Origin of the sequence: Luteolibacter luteus (assembly GCF_012913485.1) — a bacterium.
GTDB classification, from domain to species: domain Bacteria; phylum Verrucomicrobiota; class Verrucomicrobiia; order Verrucomicrobiales; family Akkermansiaceae; genus Haloferula; species Haloferula lutea.
Genome location: NZ_CP051774.1, coordinates 2,251,430 through 2,267,663, shown reverse-complemented (window position 1 = coordinate 2,267,663; position 16,234 = coordinate 2,251,430). Strand labels below are relative to the sequence as shown.

The window sequence follows — 16,234 nt, the reverse complement described above, 5'->3', positions numbered from 1 at the left end:
CATTCCCGCCCCGGGTACAGATTTCTGCAATAAGGAGTGCTCTGGATATCGGTGGCTTGACCCACTTGGTGGATTGAGGCCACTTTGGATAAATGGAAAGGGAGGATTCCTACGAGGCCCTTCAGGCTCAGAACAGGATGGTCGCCGACTATCTCCTCGCTCATGCCTCGGAGAAGGTTCCGCTCGAAAAATGTGATAGCCCGATCGAGGACGAGTTCTATTGGGAGTTCAGAAAAGTCGTTAACCCCGAGGTAAACGTCTCCCGCCAAGTTGAAATCCGAACTGGTCTCGGATTGTTTCGTCCCGACTTTGTCATGGAATGGCCCGCAGGTGGACGAAAGATCGCCGTTGAATGTGATGGGAAAGAGTTCCACGAAGCAGAACGTGATGCGCGTCGCGACTCCGCTATAGTAGCAACCCGTGCCATAGAGAGGGTATACCGGCTCAAGGGCGCGGACATTTGTTGGCACCCCTTCGAGGTGATAGACCTGCTCGGACTGTGTGAGCCTTGGCTTCTCTCCGAGCGTGGTCGGCTCAACCTGTCCGCTCGGACTCTACCAATTTCGCAAAGACGTGAGTCTCTTCGCGACTGGAGTATGTTTTTCTCCGGAGAGGCTTGGAGAGCCTACGATAGTCCTAACGACAGTGGAGATCAAGTTTCTGAAGGATTGTACCCCCAGCGGCCGATTGCTATAGCTTGGACACATAGATTTCCGCCCATAACCTGAGGCCCCGCTTAGGGTGGGTCAGGCGATGGGCAAGCCTCGGAGAATCTCGGCTATTTCACTGCTCCGCTTCAGTAGTGACAACATTTGATCCGCCGTAAGTTCCGGATGAGCCAGATCAATCCTAATCTGTTCAGCTTCCCGCCTGAGTGCCTTTGATAAAAGGTGCGTTACTGCCTCCTCAATCGCCCCTGGGAGATCGTAATTGTCTGGAGGATCGAGGGCGAAGGTCGGATCCTCCATCATGAAGACGAGGTCCTCATCGTTTACAGTTTCGCCAGAAAGAAAACGCTGAAGAACGTCTCCTCCGGGCACCCAAGCAACTCCTCGCGAAATCTCAGGACGCTCTCTCAATGAGCCAACCACGCCTGGAAACTTGGTGACCAAGGAGTAAAGGTAGCAAATTACGGAATCGATTCGAGGAGGAACATACGGGGCGCGTGCTTGCGGTGCTATCGAACCATCATTGAGATCAAAGCGATACTTCGCGGCTTGGACGGCATGACGTCGCCACGAGGTCACTTTCACCTCCTTCCATTGGCCCTCTTCAAGTTTCAATAGCTTGATTGCTTCATCCGAGTACGGGGAACCTTGAAAGATGAAAGCCTCTCGCTTCGGAATGCGACTGTCAGCTTCCTTTATCCATCGTGTTGCTCTACGGGCGTAGGAGTCCATGACGGCCTGCGTTGGCAACGCAGGCTTAACCTCAACGATGGCGGTGCACTCGCAGCCTTCATCGTTCAAGTAGACTGTAATAAAGTCGGGCGGAGGCGCTCCATCGCTTAGATCCGGCTCGTAAGTCCATTTCATTTTGGCGAGGTCGAACATCCTCGCATACGCAGCCTCGGTTTTAGACCGAAAACGAACTCCGTGGTAGTCTGTTGGAGTGGGAGTTCTCATCCTCAGCCGCTAGGCTAGCGTAATTGTAAGATCTTTAGCAAACACTCATGCTCCCGCTAAATCCGGGTCTACAATATATCCACCAGCACAGCGTCGATTCTACCCTCTTCCATGGTCTGAATGTCGGGGAATGAAGGATTAAGAGACCTGAGCACTGCGACCTTTCCCACAGAGTTGACTCTCTCCGGATCATCAGCCTCGGTGGCGGCGCGGTACCCGTATTCCTTCAGGCTCGAGCCGCTGGCGTCCGAGTAGACCACGATGGTGCCCTTCTTTGGCGTTCTAGTCCGATCCCAGGGCTCGACGATGATCGTGGCCCCATCGGAAACCTTCGGCTCCATGGAAGCCCCGAAGACTTTCAGCGCGTAGCAGCCTTCGGGGTATTCTTTCCCGACTTCAATCTCCGCTTCCGCCACATAGGCGATTGGTGCGCCGGCTGCGACACCACCAAGCATCGTCTTCCAGAAGCGCTTCGCCGCGGGGTCTGCGGCCTCGGTCTGCAACTCGACAATCTTCTCGCGTGCGCCCATGATCTTCTTTGCGTTAGCTACGACGGCGTCTCGAGTGAAGTCGTGCAGACTTGTGTAGCCTTCTTGGGCCATGGCGCGCCGGATCACCTTTGCGTCGGAGTACGAGTATTGAGGCGCACCCAAAAGATCGTCGCACATCAGGCGCTCGATGAGCTTGAGCGTTGGGACCGGGATGGGTCGAGGCTTGTTTGCAGCGAGCCAGTTAGCAACCGTGCCAACAGAGGTTCCCGTTTGGGCTGCTAGCCACTCCCGTGAATGACCGTTCTCAGACAGCCAATTCGTGATCTCGGCGGCGGTTATTTCAGATTCGTTAGCCATCTCCCTGCCCAAACTTAACAGTTTGTGAACTTTGGGCAACTTTTTTTCATCAACCGTGATTTACGATTGCGCGAATTCACAAATTGGGATGAATTAAGCCCATGCAATCACAGATTGTGAATCCAAACCTTCCGGAATGGGCTGATGGATTGCCGGAGCAGGTCGTCAGCACGGTACGCCAAGAAGCGATCCGCCGCGGGATTCGGCCCTCCGCGTTGGTCAAAGAATGGACGGTCAAAGCAGCCCGCGACCTCACCACTGACGACGCCCAGCAGAAACCTGTGACCAACAAGTGAACCAAATGAGGTCCCAAAGTTTCTATCTCAATGGCGGCATTTCGTCGCGCCGAACCTCCTTCGCCGCTTATGAAGTTCGCTGACCTGCCCCCAACTGATCGGTGGTTCGTTCTTGATCGTGAACTACCGCGGATCATCCAGAGCCACATGAAGGCTTCGACGGTCGATCCTTCCGACGAGGTGTCGGTCGAGGAACTCGCAAAGAAGCACGGCATCGGCGAGCGCGCCATGGTCAACCGTCTCCGCGACCTTGGAGGTCAGCCATACCAACTAGGTAAGGCGTGGTTCATCCGCCGCAAATCTCTCGTGGTCGCTCTCGAACAAGCAGAGAGCGCCACCTCCTAAAGCAGAAAGGCCGGTGTTCCTAGCACCGACCTTTCGAAGAAGTGAAACCAGTAAAAGCCCGTTAGGGCATCCACACAATGAAACTAGCAGCATCTGTTAGCCGGGTCAACCCCGGCAATGTTTCCACCATCAAGCGCGAGACTGATAGTCAGCTTGAAGATTTTCTCAAAGAGATCGGCTTCGGAGATATCGGGGAACTCGAAGGAGCGATACTCAAGGCAGGCATCCAGGCTGTTCTGGATCAGGTGAAGGCCAACGGGGAGCTTACTGTCCCCCTGAGCTTTGCCGTCGTTCCCTCCGGAAAGGGCCCGCTCTTCCTGAAGGAGCGGACCGTCCGATACATGCGGGAATGCTGCGCCATTGCCGGCGTGGATCTCAGCGAGTGGGCCGAGAAGTGGATTGGAGACGATGGCGAGCAAGGCCAAGTCCACGACGCGCTGTCCGGCCGACTTGACGTGGCCCAGATTGGCCTTTGCCACGACATCGTGGTCGAGGAGGTCGAGCGAACCACGGAAGAAGAGGACGCTCTATTCGAGCGCATGCGCGAGGTCGCCTTCCGGTACCAGCAAGAACTTAAGCAGGAAGCCGCCGCTTCCGTGGAAGGGGGGGAAGAATGAGAACTGTCTCCCCATCAAAGCCGGTTCGCACGCGCTTCGCACCGCTGACGATCACCGTTGTCGACCAGTCAACCCTGGCAGCAATTCACGATGCCGCTCGACTGAGTAAAACTACCCCGGCGAGGTTGGCCGGGCGAGCCCTCAGCCATCAGTCGCGAGTGATCCGCGACATCTGCTTGGCGATTGCTCCGCTGCCAAAGAACAAAGTGATCGACGTTCGTTCTTACCTCAATGAGGTCGAGATTGTGAGGGTCGCGCTCACCATCGACAGCGAAGATGCCGCATTCCTCCTCGCGAGAAACCCCTATATCATTTCCCGGTACGGCTTCGACGTCGCCGCTTACTGCATTCCGCTGAATGGGGCACTCGAATACGGGAAGACTGTCGATACATCAAAGGAGTTGCAGGATGCTCTGATCATCTCCACTGCGTTTTCGTCGTTGAGGGGATACAAGGCGGCGCCCATCTCAGTGGAATTTCAGCGCTTCGAGTGGGAATGCGTCCTCTCGGTCAGCAAGGCTTTTGGGGTCGAGCCTGTGGCAATGGTTCGGGCAGGCCTCTTCAACCGCGTGAGGTCGCTGAAGCGCTTCGACGAACGCGAGGGAGTAGAGAAGGGAGGTGCGCGATGAGCACCGCGACCCAAACCAGAACCCCGAAGAAGAGATCCGCGGCTCCGGTAACGGTGACCTTTACGGGGAAAATGGCGGAAGCCATCCGAGCTGCTGCACGGGATTCCCGCCGCACTCCTCAAATGATCGCTGAGGGCTGGTGCGAGCACGGATGCGACCGTCCAGAGGGTGACACAGGCCGCGTTTTCATTGACGTTCCGGAGTTCTTGCGCGCTTCTCTAGAGAGGCTGGCGGAAGCGGGGGGCTACACCGAAGGGCTTGTCGAACTGGGGCTTGAGACATGGATCAATCCCGAGATCATCATCGACTCTGTCGCACGCACACTGATTCGGAACACCGACAGCAATAAGCAGCAGATCAAGCGGCTCGCGAGCGTGGCAGTGGAGGAGAGAATCCGCCACAGCAAGGACGCCGCCGAACGTTGGATTGCGGAGAACATCTTCAAGATGGAGGTGGGGAAATGAGGACATCTCCTTTCGCTGCATTTGAACGCGGGCTCCGCGCTGACTCCGCCGAGGTCTTCGGTGGGAAGTCCAATGGCAAGAAGCCCGGACGACCACGTAAGCAGGATACCGAGGTGGAAGAGGGCCGCGGTCACGCGTGGAACGCCGTCAAGCTCCCGAACGAACTCGCCGCCCAGGTGGAGAGGATTGCGGAGGCTCTCGACGTTCATCGCACCGGCATGGCTCGCATGATCGTCGCCGCCGGCATCGAGGCCATCCTCGTGAAGCTGGAGACCGGCGATGGCCTGACCCTGCCTCTGCGCTTCAGCGTCACCGAGGAGAAGCCGGGATTCTACCGGCAGCACCTCCGCACTGTTACTCCGGAACGCTTTGAAGCTCTTCGGTCTCGCTATCCGTGGCCTCTCCCTAAGTGGCAGGGCCTTCAACATCGGCGCGGCGATGCCACGGGCACGCCGATGCCGCCACCTCTGTCTCATTGAAACCCATCAACGAATCACAAAATTATGATCATTCTATTCATTCCAGGCATCCTCAACCCCGCTCAGTTCCTGCGGGAGAAACCCAGCCCTATCCCGCCTCCGTCCGACGACGAAATCCGTCCGCACACTGCGCCGTATACGGTGGGCCAAGCGCACGAAATCTATCGTGCCTGCGTGGACCTCGCCGAAACAATGGAGCAGGCGCGCGAGTTGGAGTCCGGGCCGGAGATCGTTTGGCTCGTGGAATCGCTGAACGGGACCGCAATGCGCTACGGACGAAAGGACAATGTGCCTCATGCCCGGATGCTGCGAGCAATCGAGCTTGTCGGGCAGACCTGCCGGAATGCCGACCTCGGCGCGAAGGAGGTGAAGCAGCGTGACAACTGGAAGCTGGCGGAGTCGGACGGGTTTAATCGTCTTCTGCCGATGATCCTCGGCGTTCTCGCCAGCGATGAGGCGGAGATCGATGAGGACCCCGCCGCCGAGTTCACGGAGGACTTCGAGGGCGAGCTGGGTGAAGGCCGCCCGCTGGTGGTCAGCACCACCGAAACCTGTGTCCGTCTTCACCACGACGGCGTGGGCGAGTACTACGAAATCGAGCTGGCACGGATCCCGGATCAGGGGGCGCTCTTGAAGTGGATCGAGCACGTCGGCGGCAAGACGTGGGTGTCGGCGAACATGATCCGAATGTTCGTCTCTGCCGTCTGCTCGTCGAAGGGCTGGAAGCTCACCGAAACCTCCTCTCTTTGAGCATCGAGCTCCATAGCGGTCCCGAGGTGTCGCAGGTGGAGTATACCGGGCCGAATCCGGAATACCTCGCCTTCGCCTTCGAGATGACTGCCGGCGTCGTCGCGGACCTCAAGACCCCCGTCATGCAGCGAATTGCCGCTGTATGGCGGGGCGAGGGTTCCTATGCCGAGCGAACCATGGCCACGATGCGCGCCGCTGAGGCGGAGACGACGGGCCTTTGGCTCGCGATCGTCAGCGCGCCCGCCGAGAAGATGACTTACGAGCAGCAGCGGTACCGCGAGCACTTCGAACACCTGGAGCGCGACATCGCGATCACTGAGTCCGAGATGATCCGCGAAGCCAAGGAGCGCAGCCGGTCCCGACAATTCTCGGAGTACTGGGACCAACAGCTTTCACCCTTTCGTTTTCCAAAGACCCAGCAATGACCAACTGGTTTGCCATTCACCGCTGCCCTGAGGCAGCCCAACTTCAGCGCGATCACCCGAACGCCTTCCTCCTGCTTTTGCAGATCCTCCAGCGCGCCCGCTGGCAGAAGAAGCGGTGTCCGAAGACCGGGTTAGAATACGGGCAGGCATTCGTAGGAGACTTTGAGAATGCGGGAATTGCGACTCGCAAGGCGTACCGCAAGGCGATGGAGATTTTGGAGAGGGGCCAAGCATGCCGCTTCGAAGGGGCCAAGCTTGGGGCCAACCAAAGGGCCGAGCTTGGGGCCAACCAAAGGGCCAACCGCGGGACCATCGCAACCCTCTTGGATTCAAAGATTTTTGCCGTCGCGATTTTGACGAAGGGCCAAGCAACGGGCCAAGGAAAGGGCCAACCAAAAGACCAACCAAAGGGCCAAGCTTCGGACCTAACAGGGGCCACTAACATAGAATGTTCTTTAAAAGACAGTACGTCCCCGGCTTCGAACGGACTTCCAGAGGTGGCGGCATTCTGGAACGAACACCCCCCGTTGCCGAAGATCATCACGTTCGGACCCAAGCGCACGAAGGCGCTCCGCGTGATGGAAGCTCTTCCCGACTGGGCACCTCGCTGGCGCGAGGCGGTCGGCAGGCTTTCGAGTTCAAGTTTTGCCACTGGCGGTGGCGCGATGGGCTGGAAAGCCGATATCGATTTCCTGCTCACACCCACCGGCTTCGAGAAAACCCTCGCAGGCGCTTATGACGACCGTCCGAAGGAGCGCCCTGCGATTCGCACCCAACCCAGCGGGCTCTCCGCTGAAAACTTCTCCCTGACTTCACCCGTTTCCGTCCATGACATCGGCCTCGCCTGAGAAACCACACGTTCCCTTGGTTGAGCGTGCAGTTCTCAGCCTCATGATTCGCGACGCTGACTTCCGTCGCCGCGCTCTCGGCGATGGCCTGAAGTCGGAGCACTTCGTCACGCTGCGTCCGCTTTTCGATGCGATCATCACGCTCGCGCGACACGGGACGCCGATTGACGCACCCACCCTTTCGGCTTGGCTTGATCGAGAGGGCCGGATCCTCGAAGTGGGCGGCCACGCTGGCGTGTCAGATGTCGCGGGAGCCGACGCGGTACCGGCAAACTGGTCCCAGCACCTGAGCGACCTTCGAGGAGCGCACGCCCGGCGCATTGCCCAGGAGTCTGCGGAATGGATGGCGAGTGCCACCGACCCGCAGGAAGCCCTCGAGGCTGCGACCGCAGGCATGGAAGCCATCAAGGCGGCGATTGCCGGTCCTACCCGGTCGAAGACTCTCGCGGAGGCTGGATCCGCCCTTATCGAGTGGATGGTCGAGATGAGAAAGGCCGGTGCCATTCCTGGGATTCCGACGGGCATGGAGGATCTGGATGCGCTCACCGGTGGGATGCGTCCGGGCCAGCTGTGGGTGATTCTTGCCCAAACCAGCGGCGGGAAGTCTGTACTTCTGCAGCAACTCGCGATCGAGGCGTTCAGCACCGACGAGCGGACCGCGATCTTCTCGGCGGAAATGATGCTCCCGGAGATCATGGCCCGTCTTGTCTCCCGTCATGGCCGGGTGAACCTCGAAAGGATGACCAAGCCCGCCACCCTGACGCTGGAGCGCGATGTCAGGGCACTGGAGGCGCAGATCCGCCTCATGGCGTCGATGCCATGCACGATCGACGACACCCCGCGGATGAGCCTTTCCCACGTCGAGGGGGAATGCCGACGCCTCGCGGATGCTCATGGAGGCCTTGGCCTGATCGTCGTGGACTACGTACAAATTGTTCGAGGGATGAGATCGAAGGGCCAGAACCGCGAAGAGGAAATCGCGGGCATCTCCGGCGGACTGAAGCAGCTCGCCAAGGAAATGAATTGCCCGGTGATCACCGCCGCCCAGGTGAACAAGCAGTTCACGGCGCGGGAGTCCGAAGCCATCGCTTTCGACTCGGACGTCGTGCTCATGATCGCCGACGACGGGCTTAAGGTGGCGAAGAACCGCAACGGTCCGCGGGGCGGCGTGTTGCCCTACAAGCTCACGGGCGAGTTTCAGAGTTTTGTGCCCTTCACAGCGGAAGAGCAGGCGGCCGTTCAAGCTGCCGCGGATGCCGCCGCGGAGCAGCAGCGGAGGAAGGGCAATAGGAACTACGGATCGAAGCAGTACAAGGACTGAAGCCACTCAGAACGCGAAGAATCCCTCCCGCCGCGGGAGTACATATCCGCATCTTTCAGGATAATATTTCATTGCGTCCCGAGATGGAGCACCTATTTCTAAACCTACCATCTTCAGATGATTCTATAGCCTGCTCTCCCATGAAATCTAAGACATTCTTTTTTCCCCGGCCTTCCGCCCTTCACGCATTGGTTCTCACGGCACTAGCTGCCGTAGTAGGGGCAGCACCGGCAAACGCTGCGCTCGCTTTTGCCGGCGTCACGACATTTTCGCAATCCGGCGGCCCACCCGTGTCCGGTGGTTCCGTTCTACCTGCTTCCTTCTCGATCGGAGGCGGACTCCAAAATTTCATTAACTTCTCCGATAGCGAGGGCGTGCCTCCCCAAGGTATCTCCTTTCAATTGGAACGGACGTCGACCACCGGCCCCGCCCCCTTGGTCACTGATTTCAGGTTGTCGCTGATAGGCTCAAGCGGTCCCCCAGCAACTCCCGTTCCGGTGGTGGTAACCTTTGATGGCATCAATACCTATACCTTCACCATTGAGTCCCCGACTCCCACGTTTGTGAATGAGGATGGGTCGGCGCTTTTCAACTACATCCTTACCCCGCGCGACCCTCTCCCCGGCGAATTACCCGTTGGCGAGGCTCTCGAGTCCATCGTTTACGGCCCGCAGACATTCAGCCTTGTAGCGGTTCCGGAGCCCGGCAGCTTGCTCTTGAGCGGCATGGGCTTGTTAGCGTTGCTGCGTCGCCGCCGCTGAGCGATCACCTTCATCAACAGGGGCCTCGGGAATGAAATCATTCCGCAGAGGCCCCTATTTCATTTCTCCCGGGCGCCCCTGTCCGACCTCTATCAACACGAACACCCGCCATTCTCGGAAATCTCGTCGCCAAACACACCGCGATCCGGTAAAAGTCACTTCAAGCGAATGATCCCAGCCGTTCAACTCGAACTGCCCCTGCGCTTCTACCGCAGGATCCAATGCGCTGCCGCCCAGCTTTCGGACCCGGACCATCATCTCCGGCGGAAGAAGAACGGGTATTACCAGCTTCGCGTTACAATTGATCGTGGGCCCAAGCTCGTTGGTGAGCGCGTGGTCTTTGGTTTGGACACGAAAGTACCTGAAGAAGCCCGCTCGCGCCGCGACTTCGCTTTGAAGGTGCTACGGAAGGCAGGGAAGGTCCTCAAGTAAACCGGGATGAGCCCTTCCATTACCATCGAGGTGGAAACGCAGGCGGATGGCAGGCAGGTAAAGCGTACGATGACCATTGACCTCGAAACCTTCACCGCGTCGCCGGATCTCGTTCGGGAGATCACGGAGAGATTGCTGAAGGAGGTGCTCGGAGAGGCGAACACTGTAACGTTGCAAGCTCAGGTAACCGATCCGGGGACCACCCCGACGAATTGACCGTTTTCCGCGTCATGGGCGTACTGCAACCATGGCGTTCACGGAACCAGCGAAGCCGGGCAAGGCCTCATCGAACTCACGCGGCGGAAAGCAGTCGAAAACGGGCACGCTCTCGCCGAAGCAGCTGCAGTTCTGCGCCGAGTATCTGGTCGACCTGAACGCGACCCAGGCGGCAATCCGTGCGGGCTACAGTGCGAAGACGGCGTCCTCCATCGGCCAAGAGAACCTGACGAAACCTGAGATTCAGGAGGAAATCGCACGGCTGTCCAAGGAGCGAGAGAAGCGGACCGAGATCACCGCCGACACGGTGCTCCGGGAATTGCTCAAGATCGCCACCGCCGACATTGCCCAGGCCTTCACCGAGGATGGCCGGCTGAAGCCCATTCACGAGATCCCCGAGGACGTTCGTCGGGCCATCGCCGGCATCGAGGTATACGAGGAATACGCCGGGCGAGGGGAGGATCGGGAGGCCATCGGCCAGAGTAAGAAGGTCCGCTTTTGGGACAAGAACAAGGCCCTCGAGAACCTCGGCAAGCATCTCCGTCTCTTTGTCGACGTGAAGGAACACAGCGGCTTGAACGGCGGCCCCATCGTTTCGACTGCCACCACACTTTCGCCGGAGCAACTCGCCCAGGTCGAGCGCGTGCGCGGCGCTCGCGAGAAGGTGCAAGCCGACCAGACGAAGTGAGCGCCTACACCCTCAGCCCTGCCGAGCATGCCATCCTTGAGCTTGGCCGGAATCCCTACGACTGGCAGATCGAGGCCCTCGAGGCGATCGGCCTTCAGGAGTATGGCGGGAAGCCCGTGGCCGTGGCCGCTGCCAATGGATCGGGCAAGACCTCCGACCTCGTCGCCGTCGCGGTCTCTTGGTTCCTGAAGCGGTTTCCGAACGGTTGGGTGGTCATCACCTCGGGATCGTGGAACCAGCTCAAGAATCAGCTTTGGCCGAGCCTCTCCGCCCTTCGTCCGTTCAATCCGGGCTGGAAGGTGCTCCGCGGTGCCGAGTGCGTGGTCTCCACTCCGGAGAGCCGGGAGCATGGCATCGGCGGAGCGATCGGCTTCTCGACCAATGATGCGAACCGGGCGGAGGGCTGGCACCCAAAGCCGGGCCTTGATAACCCGGTGTTCATCATCGTGGACGAGGCGAAGGGTGTGCCTGACGCGATCTTCGGCGCGTTCCAGCGGTGCACGCGTCTCTTCCAACTATGGGTATCGAGCCCGGGTGAGCCCGCCGGCCGCTTCTTCGAAGCCTTCCACCGCAATGCCGCGCTCTACTGGACGCGCAAGGTCACCTCGATGGAGTGCCCGCACATCCCGGCCAGCAAGCGGGATATCGACAGGGAGGAACTCGGCGAGGATTCCCCGCTCTACCGGTCGATGCACCTTGCGGAGTTTACCTCCCTCGATAATCGCGTCGTGCTCTCACCCGAGGCCCTGACGCATGCGTTCCTGATCCAGGCGCACCCAGACCCATCGGGCGAGCTGGTCGGCTTCTCCGACTTCGCGGCCGGCGGAGACGAGGACACGATTTCATGGCGCCACGGTAACGTGGTGAAGCTGCATGATGCCTGGCGGCAGAAGGAGACCGTGCAGTCACGGCGGCGGCACATCGACGGGTACCGCAATCAACTCAACATCCTTCCCGGCCAGGTGTGGGGCGACGCGGACGGGATCGGGACGATCATCATCAAGGACATGGCCGACGAGGGTTTCCGGATCCAAGAGTTCCGCGGCGGCCTGCCTTCGCTCGAGCCTGAACGCTACGCCAACCTGATCTCACAGTTCTGGATTGAGGGATGCCGCCTGATCGAGCGGGGCAAGCTCCACCTTGGACCCCGGGACAAGTTCAGCGCCGAACTTTACGAGCAGCTGACGACCCGCCGCCTTGAGTGGGACGGGAAGGGAAGGCTGCGGGTGGAGAGCAAGGAGGACATGAAGGCCCGCGGGGTGAAGAGCCCCGACCGTGCCGATTCTTTCATCGGTGCCATCATGTGCGGTGCCCGCCTCAGCAAGGCAATGACCCCGGAGAGCACCAAGCAATCCCACGTGCCGGCATCGCCGTTCCACACTCCGACCATTCGGTTCTGACCGGGGACCACTCCGACGGGTGGCAGGAGATCGGGAGACGGGAGCAGGGTGCAAGCCATGAACTTCGCTCTGAATCCGGACGTGAGATGGGAGAAGGCTCGGCACGTGCCAGCGCCGCCGCCTCGGAAGAAGCGCCGCCGGCCGCTCCTCGATGTCGGCTTGGTCTGCGTTGTCCTCGCTTTGGCGTGGGCTTCAGCCGGGTGCGTTCAAACTTCGACCGTCCGCCCGCTCCCCGGTGGAGGCGAGGAGCGCGTGCAATCCTACGGCCTGACCGATCGGGCATTCGGAGCGATCGACACCGGCGCGCGCTACTACTTCCGCGTCCCACAGGAAGGGGGTGGCAAGTGATTCGCTTCCGCTCCCTCCTCTCCGTGCTCTGGCAAAAGGCCTTCGATCCCTTCCGCGCGCCCGAGGACCGAGGCCTCGACACCTACGCCAAGCCAGCAAGCGGGGACACGCGCGACGACAGCCGGTATATTTCCCAAAGGGGAATCGACCTCATCAAGCATTTCGAGGGCTGCTATCTCACCGCCTACAAGGACAGCGTGGGGGTCTGGACCATCGGCTACGGGCACACTGGCCTTGTCCACAAGGATGGCACCGTGAAGGCGGGCCGAAAGATCACCCAGGCAGAAGCAGAGGAGTTGCTGCGCTACGATCTACGCAACTTTGCCAAACGCGTGCAGGAGGGAACAACGGCCCCGCTCACCGACGATCAATTCGCCGCTCTGGTCTCCTTCGACTTCAACACGGGCGGCTTCCTGAAATCGACTCTGCGCGCGAAGCTGAATCAAGGCCTCTACGCTGCCGCGGCCGACGAACTGCTGAAGTGGGACAAGGCTGGAGGCCGCACCCTCTCAGGCCTGACCCGCCGTCGCAGGTCCGAGCGCCGCCTTTTCCTCGGCGAGGCGGAGCCCATTGTCCGCACCCTTTGATTTCACCCAGACATGCCCGAATTCATCAACAATCTGGAGCGCCTTGTCGGCATGGGGATCCTGCCAATCGTGGCGATCCTACTCCTCTTCGTGCTCGGCCTAGCCGCGGTAGTCGCAGCTATGGCCGGGTTTGGCTTCAAGTTCTTCATGGGTGAGCGCCGAAGGCACGACGCCCTCCTCGCGCAGCGGGACAAGGAGAGGGTGGAGGAGCGACTCGCCATCGAGACACGCCTATCCACCTCGGAGGAGAAGCACGAAGCCTGCGAGAAAGATCGGGACGTCCTGCGTACCGACGTTGCCACGCTAAGCGAGAGGGTCGACCGGCTGACCAAGTGTCCCAAGCCCGGATGTCCGATGAGGTTGCCGTAAGCCATCTAGCAGATTTTCGTACGGAGAACCCCTTGGCGACCCGCCGCGAGGCGAAGCCCAAGGGGGGCTGCGACGAGCCCCTTGGGTATTATCACAAAGAAGAACCGGCCCCGGCAGCGGAGAGCTACCGGGGCCGGACATGTTCATGGCGCACCGGAAGGTCCCCCCGGAATCACGGTGCGTATCGCGAATAGTGAATCGCGGAGAAAAAGTCAAGATGGCCTAAAAATCTTAGCCCGAAATTACGCGGGGTCGTTAGAGCAAAATCCGCGATTTAGGGAGAGGCGGATTGACCAATGTGCAAGTCCCCCCGCAGGATACATGCTCCTGACCCACGGAGGCGGCTCGGTGCTTTATCATCAGCGGACCCCCTCCAATGCTTTATTGGAGGAGCAAATGAATTGGGGAAGCGGCTGCTGAATGAATGGGCGGAATAGAGCGGGCAGGGCTTTCCCGCCTCCAGTGCAGAGGCATACGATCGCCGACAAGGCTTGCAAAATTCACGGTCAGACGTTGGGGTCCGGGATGCTGCAGATGGGAAGGAAGCGAGCGTTCAGAGTGGACTGTGAAATCGGGGATTGGGTCGAAGTAATCGCCGTAAAGGAATGGGACCTAGATCCAGAATTCCGGTCATTCGAACTTCCCGAGGTAATCGCGAACGAGACGGGTGAACCGCGATGGATCTTCCGCCGTCGCGGCGTTCGACAAGATCGACACGACAAGCTCACCTGGGTGTGGGTCCGCATGGAGTGACGGTGGTGGAATTTCACTTTTTACTGGCTCGCCCGCACCTTTCTGACCGAAATTGCCTTCGTGGAAATGCCTCCGCTCCGCACCGATCCAGCCGCTTGCGAGGTCGGCGACCACCTTGATCCTCGTCACGTCGCCCAATGGCCACTACGCGAAGGGGCGGAGATTCAATGGACTCTAATTCCACCGGGCGGAGATCCGACAGCCATCAAGAGCGCGCTGTTCTCGGTCCAACGGCGACTGATTGACGATGGCGTAGACAAGGTGCTTGTCTGGGTCCGGATCTCCTGAGCTGTCGGAGGCTTTTTTCCCGTGGCAAGGCCTGTTTTTCTGGCGAGCGAGAGGTAAGCCGAATTCGTAGGCGGGATTCGTTGCTATTGCCCGGTTGCGAACGATTGTGATCGCTCGGGCTTCTCGTTTGTCGCCCGGCGTGAGGGGTCCCGGCATGGCTGCGGGGGCCTCTCTCTTTTAGCTATCCGAAGGATCATTGACCCCAGCCGGATTGGCCGGACCGTGTAGCGCAGAGTCTCTTGAACCAACACTTCGCACCCGTCGTTTGGAGCGGCCTCTTAAGGTAGGAAGCTCTGGGCGGGGACTTTACTTCTCCCGGAAGCCGTATCGATCCAAACGCAAGACCCCTCCGGCTAAACGACGCCTCGGCGGCTCCTCGCTCGTCGTCTCGTTGAGAGGGCTATTCCTGCACTGGAGTGCCCCACGTATCAAACTCGTGAATCTCCCGCTTGAGTCGCCCGCAGGCCGGACGATGGATCTGGACCATTTCCGGGAGGACGCAGAACTCGTAAATCTCGCTGAAGCGAAAGAGTTGCCAGCCTTCGTCGGCCTCCAGTTGCCAAGCCAAGAGCAGGTAGGTGCGATACCGACCGCCTAGCCCTAAGAGCCTCGGTTCGGCTTTCACATCCATGCCTCGCCACTGGAATGCGACGACCTTCCTCCGGGTAATAGCGTCCCGGATCTGCTGTAAACTGGGCTTGGTACGCATCAGCGGAAGATCACGAACAGGATCGCCGCCGCAAAGAGGGCCGCAGTTACGATAAAAGCCACGATCTCACCGCAAAGGTGAGTCGCCTTTTTTGAGTATTGGAAGTGTCTCGGCATTGCAATCGGGGTGGGAAGTTGCAGGCCGGGTGATAGCAGGGCTTCGTCAATAACTCAGGCATGTTGAGGCTGCAAGAACGATCAATCCGCATCATTTGCGGGACCTAGCCATGCAAGTTTTTCAGGCGTTGATGCGGCAGACGGCGGGCCGGTGCTGCCTCTCCATGCTTGTGAGAGCCCGACCCGCCGAGCAACTATGTGACTACCCAGGAAAGTCAGAAGAGCGTGCATCGCGAGAACGCAATGACTCCGGCGAGGGCTCCTACAGCCAGAACAGCGGCCACGAAGGCCTTTTCCGGCAAGGTCATCAAGGGCGAGTTGTTCATGGGCCGCGTTCGCGAGCATTTGCCAGAACCGCAGAATTTTGGCAAGCCGGGAGAGACTGTGGCTAGCGGACCTTGTCAGGCCGAGATCGGCCCGCTCATCCTGCCCCCGTGAAACCCCGCCCGCTGTATCGCTCCATAACCTTCTGGTCCGGCGTCTTCGTGATGAGCTTCCTTTTCTGGGGCTCGTGGCTCTCCCAAGGCATGTACCGTTCCCTCGCCTACGATCCCTACGCGGTGGCGAGCGCCGATGGCGTACTCCACATCAGCCGGTCCCCCGGATACAGCAGCGGCGATCGCTGGAGCACCACGCGGTTCCCGTCGGTTAAAACCTGGGAGAGATTCCCGCCGCCACTCTTTCTCCGCGGCAAAGGGGAACCGGTCTCATCACCAGAGCCGCCGCGGCTTTTCCGGGAGATCGCGAAAGTGGCGATGAGTGGTCAGAGCCCCGGCGCCTGGGTTCTCGCCATCCCGCATTGGCTAATCATTTTCGCCGCGGGATTGTCGTGGTCCGTGCTTCTCCTCTGGCGGGCGAGGCGAACCAAGAAGGCTAACGAGGGTGTGGAATCGTGGCTTTGGCCGAAAGAAAGATAGGAA

General features: G+C 59.7%; 23 protein-coding genes. 20 read left to right on the top strand and 3 right to left on the bottom strand.

Features of this window, described 5'->3' with window-relative positions; all coding sequences use genetic code 11:
- Positions 1 to 92: 92 nt before the first annotated feature.
- Positions 93 to 728, top strand: a complete 636-nt coding sequence (locus HHL09_RS09425; RefSeq protein ID WP_169454306.1) for a putative endonuclease domain-containing protein — start codon at positions 93 to 95, stop codon at positions 726 to 728.
- Positions 729 to 746: 18 nt separating this feature from the next.
- Here HHL09_RS09425 and HHL09_RS09420 read toward each other — a convergent pair whose 3' ends face one another.
- Entirely contained in the window at positions 747 to 1,553 is an 807-nt protein-coding gene (locus HHL09_RS09420; RefSeq protein WP_169454305.1) for a hypothetical protein, read from the bottom strand.
- A gap of 140 nt (positions 1,554 to 1,693) precedes the next feature.
- Positions 1,694 to 2,473, bottom strand: a complete 780-nt coding sequence (locus tag HHL09_RS09415; RefSeq protein ID WP_169454304.1) for a S24 family peptidase — start codon at positions 2,471 to 2,473, stop codon at positions 1,694 to 1,696.
- A 101-nt stretch (positions 2,474 to 2,574) separates the two neighbouring features.
- Here HHL09_RS09415 and HHL09_RS09410 point away from each other — a divergent pair, with 101 nt between their 5' ends.
- From HHL09_RS09410 to HHL09_RS09330, 18 genes are all read left to right on the top strand, one after another.
- Positions 2,575 to 2,769 (top strand): hypothetical protein, encoded by a 195-nt coding sequence (locus HHL09_RS09410; protein ID WP_169454303.1) that lies wholly within the window; start codon positions 2,575 to 2,577, stop codon positions 2,767 to 2,769.
- 147 nt (positions 2,770 to 2,916) lie between these two features.
- Positions 2,917 to 3,114, top strand: coding sequence for a hypothetical protein (locus HHL09_RS09405; protein ID WP_169454302.1), 198 nt, complete (start codon positions 2,917 to 2,919; stop codon positions 3,112 to 3,114).
- A gap of 77 nt (positions 3,115 to 3,191) precedes the next feature.
- Positions 3,192 to 3,731, top strand: a complete 540-nt coding sequence (locus tag HHL09_RS09400; protein ID WP_169454301.1) for a hypothetical protein — start codon at positions 3,192 to 3,194, stop codon at positions 3,729 to 3,731.
- Positions 3,732 to 3,889: 158 nt separating this feature from the next.
- The gene (locus tag HHL09_RS09395; protein WP_169454300.1) at positions 3,890 to 4,360 is read left to right on the top strand and encodes a hypothetical protein; all 471 of its coding nucleotides are present in this window, start codon (positions 3,890 to 3,892) and stop codon (positions 4,358 to 4,360) included.
- Between the two features lie 206 nt (positions 4,361 to 4,566).
- The gene (locus HHL09_RS09390) at positions 4,567 to 4,824 is read left to right on the top strand and encodes a hypothetical protein (protein ID WP_169454299.1); all 258 of its coding nucleotides are present in this window, start codon (positions 4,567 to 4,569) and stop codon (positions 4,822 to 4,824) included.
- The gene (locus HHL09_RS09385; protein WP_169454298.1) at positions 4,821 to 5,303 is read left to right on the top strand and encodes a hypothetical protein; all 483 of its coding nucleotides are present in this window, start codon (positions 4,821 to 4,823) and stop codon (positions 5,301 to 5,303) included. The genes HHL09_RS09390 and HHL09_RS09385 overlap by 4 nt, the downstream gene beginning before the upstream one ends.
- Positions 5,304 to 5,327: 24 nt before the next feature.
- Positions 5,328 to 6,053: a hypothetical protein gene (locus tag HHL09_RS09380; RefSeq protein ID WP_169454297.1), complete on the top strand. Its 726-nt coding sequence runs from the start codon at positions 5,328 to 5,330 to the stop codon at positions 6,051 to 6,053.
- Positions 6,050 to 6,478 (top strand): hypothetical protein, encoded by a 429-nt coding sequence (locus tag HHL09_RS09375; RefSeq protein WP_169454296.1) that lies wholly within the window; start codon positions 6,050 to 6,052, stop codon positions 6,476 to 6,478. Before HHL09_RS09380 ends, HHL09_RS09375 begins: the two co-directional genes overlap by 4 nt.
- A 527-nt stretch (positions 6,479 to 7,005) precedes the next feature.
- Complete coding sequence (locus HHL09_RS09370) at positions 7,006 to 7,326, top strand: hypothetical protein (RefSeq protein ID WP_169454295.1); 321 nt, start codon at positions 7,006 to 7,008, stop codon at positions 7,324 to 7,326.
- Positions 7,307 to 8,647 (top strand): replicative DNA helicase, encoded by a 1,341-nt coding sequence (locus tag HHL09_RS09365; RefSeq protein ID WP_169454294.1) that lies wholly within the window; start codon positions 7,307 to 7,309, stop codon positions 8,645 to 8,647. Before HHL09_RS09370 ends, HHL09_RS09365 begins: the two co-directional genes overlap by 20 nt.
- A 500-nt stretch (positions 8,648 to 9,147) precedes the next feature.
- Positions 9,148 to 9,408 carry a PEP-CTERM sorting domain-containing protein gene (locus HHL09_RS09360; RefSeq protein WP_169454293.1) on the top strand — a complete coding sequence of 87 codons (261 nt, stop codon included), beginning with the start codon at positions 9,148 to 9,150 and terminating at the stop codon, positions 9,406 to 9,408.
- A 168-nt stretch (positions 9,409 to 9,576) separates the two neighbouring features.
- Positions 9,577 to 9,840: a hypothetical protein gene (locus HHL09_RS09355; RefSeq protein ID WP_169454292.1), complete on the top strand. Its 264-nt coding sequence runs from the start codon at positions 9,577 to 9,579 to the stop codon at positions 9,838 to 9,840.
- 6 nt (positions 9,841 to 9,846) lie between these two features.
- The gene (locus HHL09_RS09350) at positions 9,847 to 10,056 is read left to right on the top strand and encodes a hypothetical protein (RefSeq protein WP_169454291.1); all 210 of its coding nucleotides are present in this window, start codon (positions 9,847 to 9,849) and stop codon (positions 10,054 to 10,056) included.
- A gap of 31 nt (positions 10,057 to 10,087) precedes the next feature.
- The gene (locus tag HHL09_RS09345; protein ID WP_169454290.1) at positions 10,088 to 10,744 is read left to right on the top strand and encodes a terminase small subunit; all 657 of its coding nucleotides are present in this window, start codon (positions 10,088 to 10,090) and stop codon (positions 10,742 to 10,744) included.
- On the top strand, positions 10,741 to 12,144 hold the full coding sequence (locus HHL09_RS09340) for a DEAD/DEAH box helicase family protein (RefSeq protein ID WP_169454289.1): 1,404 nt from the start codon (positions 10,741 to 10,743) through the stop codon (positions 12,142 to 12,144). The genes HHL09_RS09345 and HHL09_RS09340 overlap by 4 nt, the downstream gene beginning before the upstream one ends.
- Before the next feature lie 57 nt (positions 12,145 to 12,201).
- Entirely contained in the window at positions 12,202 to 12,492 is a 291-nt protein-coding gene (locus HHL09_RS26375; protein ID WP_205761012.1) for a hypothetical protein, read from the top strand.
- 23 nt (positions 12,493 to 12,515) lie between these two features.
- Positions 12,516 to 13,079: a lysozyme gene (locus HHL09_RS09335; RefSeq protein WP_205761011.1), complete on the top strand. Its 564-nt coding sequence runs from the start codon at positions 12,516 to 12,518 to the stop codon at positions 13,077 to 13,079.
- 12 nt (positions 13,080 to 13,091) lie between these two features.
- Positions 13,092 to 13,448: a hypothetical protein gene (locus HHL09_RS09330; protein WP_169454287.1), complete on the top strand. Its 357-nt coding sequence runs from the start codon at positions 13,092 to 13,094 to the stop codon at positions 13,446 to 13,448.
- Positions 13,449 to 14,889: 1,441 nt separating this feature from the next.
- On the opposite strand, the gene HHL09_RS09325 is transcribed toward HHL09_RS09330, so the two are convergent.
- A complete protein-coding gene (locus HHL09_RS09325; protein WP_169454286.1) occupies positions 14,890 to 15,198 on the bottom strand; it encodes a hypothetical protein in 309 nt (102 codons plus the stop codon).
- A 550-nt stretch (positions 15,199 to 15,748) separates the two neighbouring features.
- Between HHL09_RS09325 and HHL09_RS09320 the strand changes: the two genes are divergently transcribed.
- Positions 15,749 to 16,231: a hypothetical protein gene (locus HHL09_RS09320; protein ID WP_169454285.1), complete on the top strand. Its 483-nt coding sequence runs from the start codon at positions 15,749 to 15,751 to the stop codon at positions 16,229 to 16,231.
- The last annotated feature ends 3 nt before the right edge of the window (positions 16,232 to 16,234 follow it).

Excerpts from the sequence above, each read along its gene's own strand:
- HHL09_RS09425 (WP_169454306.1), top strand. The coding sequence starts at position 93 with ATGGAAAGGGAGGATTCCTACGAGGCCCTTCAGGCTCAGAACAGGATG.
- HHL09_RS09420 (WP_169454305.1), bottom strand. The coding sequence starts at position 1,553 with ATGTTCGACCTCGCCAAAATGAAATGGACTTACGAGCCGGATCTAAGC.
- HHL09_RS09415 (WP_169454304.1), bottom strand. The coding sequence starts at position 2,473 with ATGGCTAACGAATCTGAAATAACCGCCGCCGAGATCACGAATTGGCTG.
- HHL09_RS09410 (WP_169454303.1), top strand. The coding sequence starts at position 2,575 with ATGCAATCACAGATTGTGAATCCAAACCTTCCGGAATGGGCTGATGGA.
- HHL09_RS09405 (WP_169454302.1), top strand. The coding sequence starts at position 2,917 with ATGAAGGCTTCGACGGTCGATCCTTCCGACGAGGTGTCGGTCGAGGAA.
- HHL09_RS09400 (WP_169454301.1), top strand. The coding sequence starts at position 3,192 with ATGAAACTAGCAGCATCTGTTAGCCGGGTCAACCCCGGCAATGTTTCC.
- HHL09_RS09385 (WP_169454298.1), top strand. The coding sequence starts at position 4,821 with ATGAGGACATCTCCTTTCGCTGCATTTGAACGCGGGCTCCGCGCTGAC.
- HHL09_RS09380 (WP_169454297.1), top strand. The coding sequence starts at position 5,328 with ATGATCATTCTATTCATTCCAGGCATCCTCAACCCCGCTCAGTTCCTG.
- HHL09_RS09365 (WP_169454294.1), top strand. The coding sequence starts at position 7,307 with ATGACATCGGCCTCGCCTGAGAAACCACACGTTCCCTTGGTTGAGCGT.
- HHL09_RS09355 (WP_169454292.1), top strand. The coding sequence starts at position 9,577 with ATGATCCCAGCCGTTCAACTCGAACTGCCCCTGCGCTTCTACCGCAGG.
- HHL09_RS09350 (WP_169454291.1), top strand. The coding sequence starts at position 9,847 with ATGAGCCCTTCCATTACCATCGAGGTGGAAACGCAGGCGGATGGCAGG.
- HHL09_RS09345 (WP_169454290.1), top strand. The coding sequence starts at position 10,088 with ATGGCGTTCACGGAACCAGCGAAGCCGGGCAAGGCCTCATCGAACTCA.
- HHL09_RS26375 (WP_205761012.1), top strand. The coding sequence starts at position 12,202 with ATGAACTTCGCTCTGAATCCGGACGTGAGATGGGAGAAGGCTCGGCAC.
- HHL09_RS09330 (WP_169454287.1), top strand. The coding sequence starts at position 13,092 with ATGCCCGAATTCATCAACAATCTGGAGCGCCTTGTCGGCATGGGGATC.
- HHL09_RS09325 (WP_169454286.1), bottom strand. The coding sequence starts at position 15,198 with ATGCGTACCAAGCCCAGTTTACAGCAGATCCGGGACGCTATTACCCGG.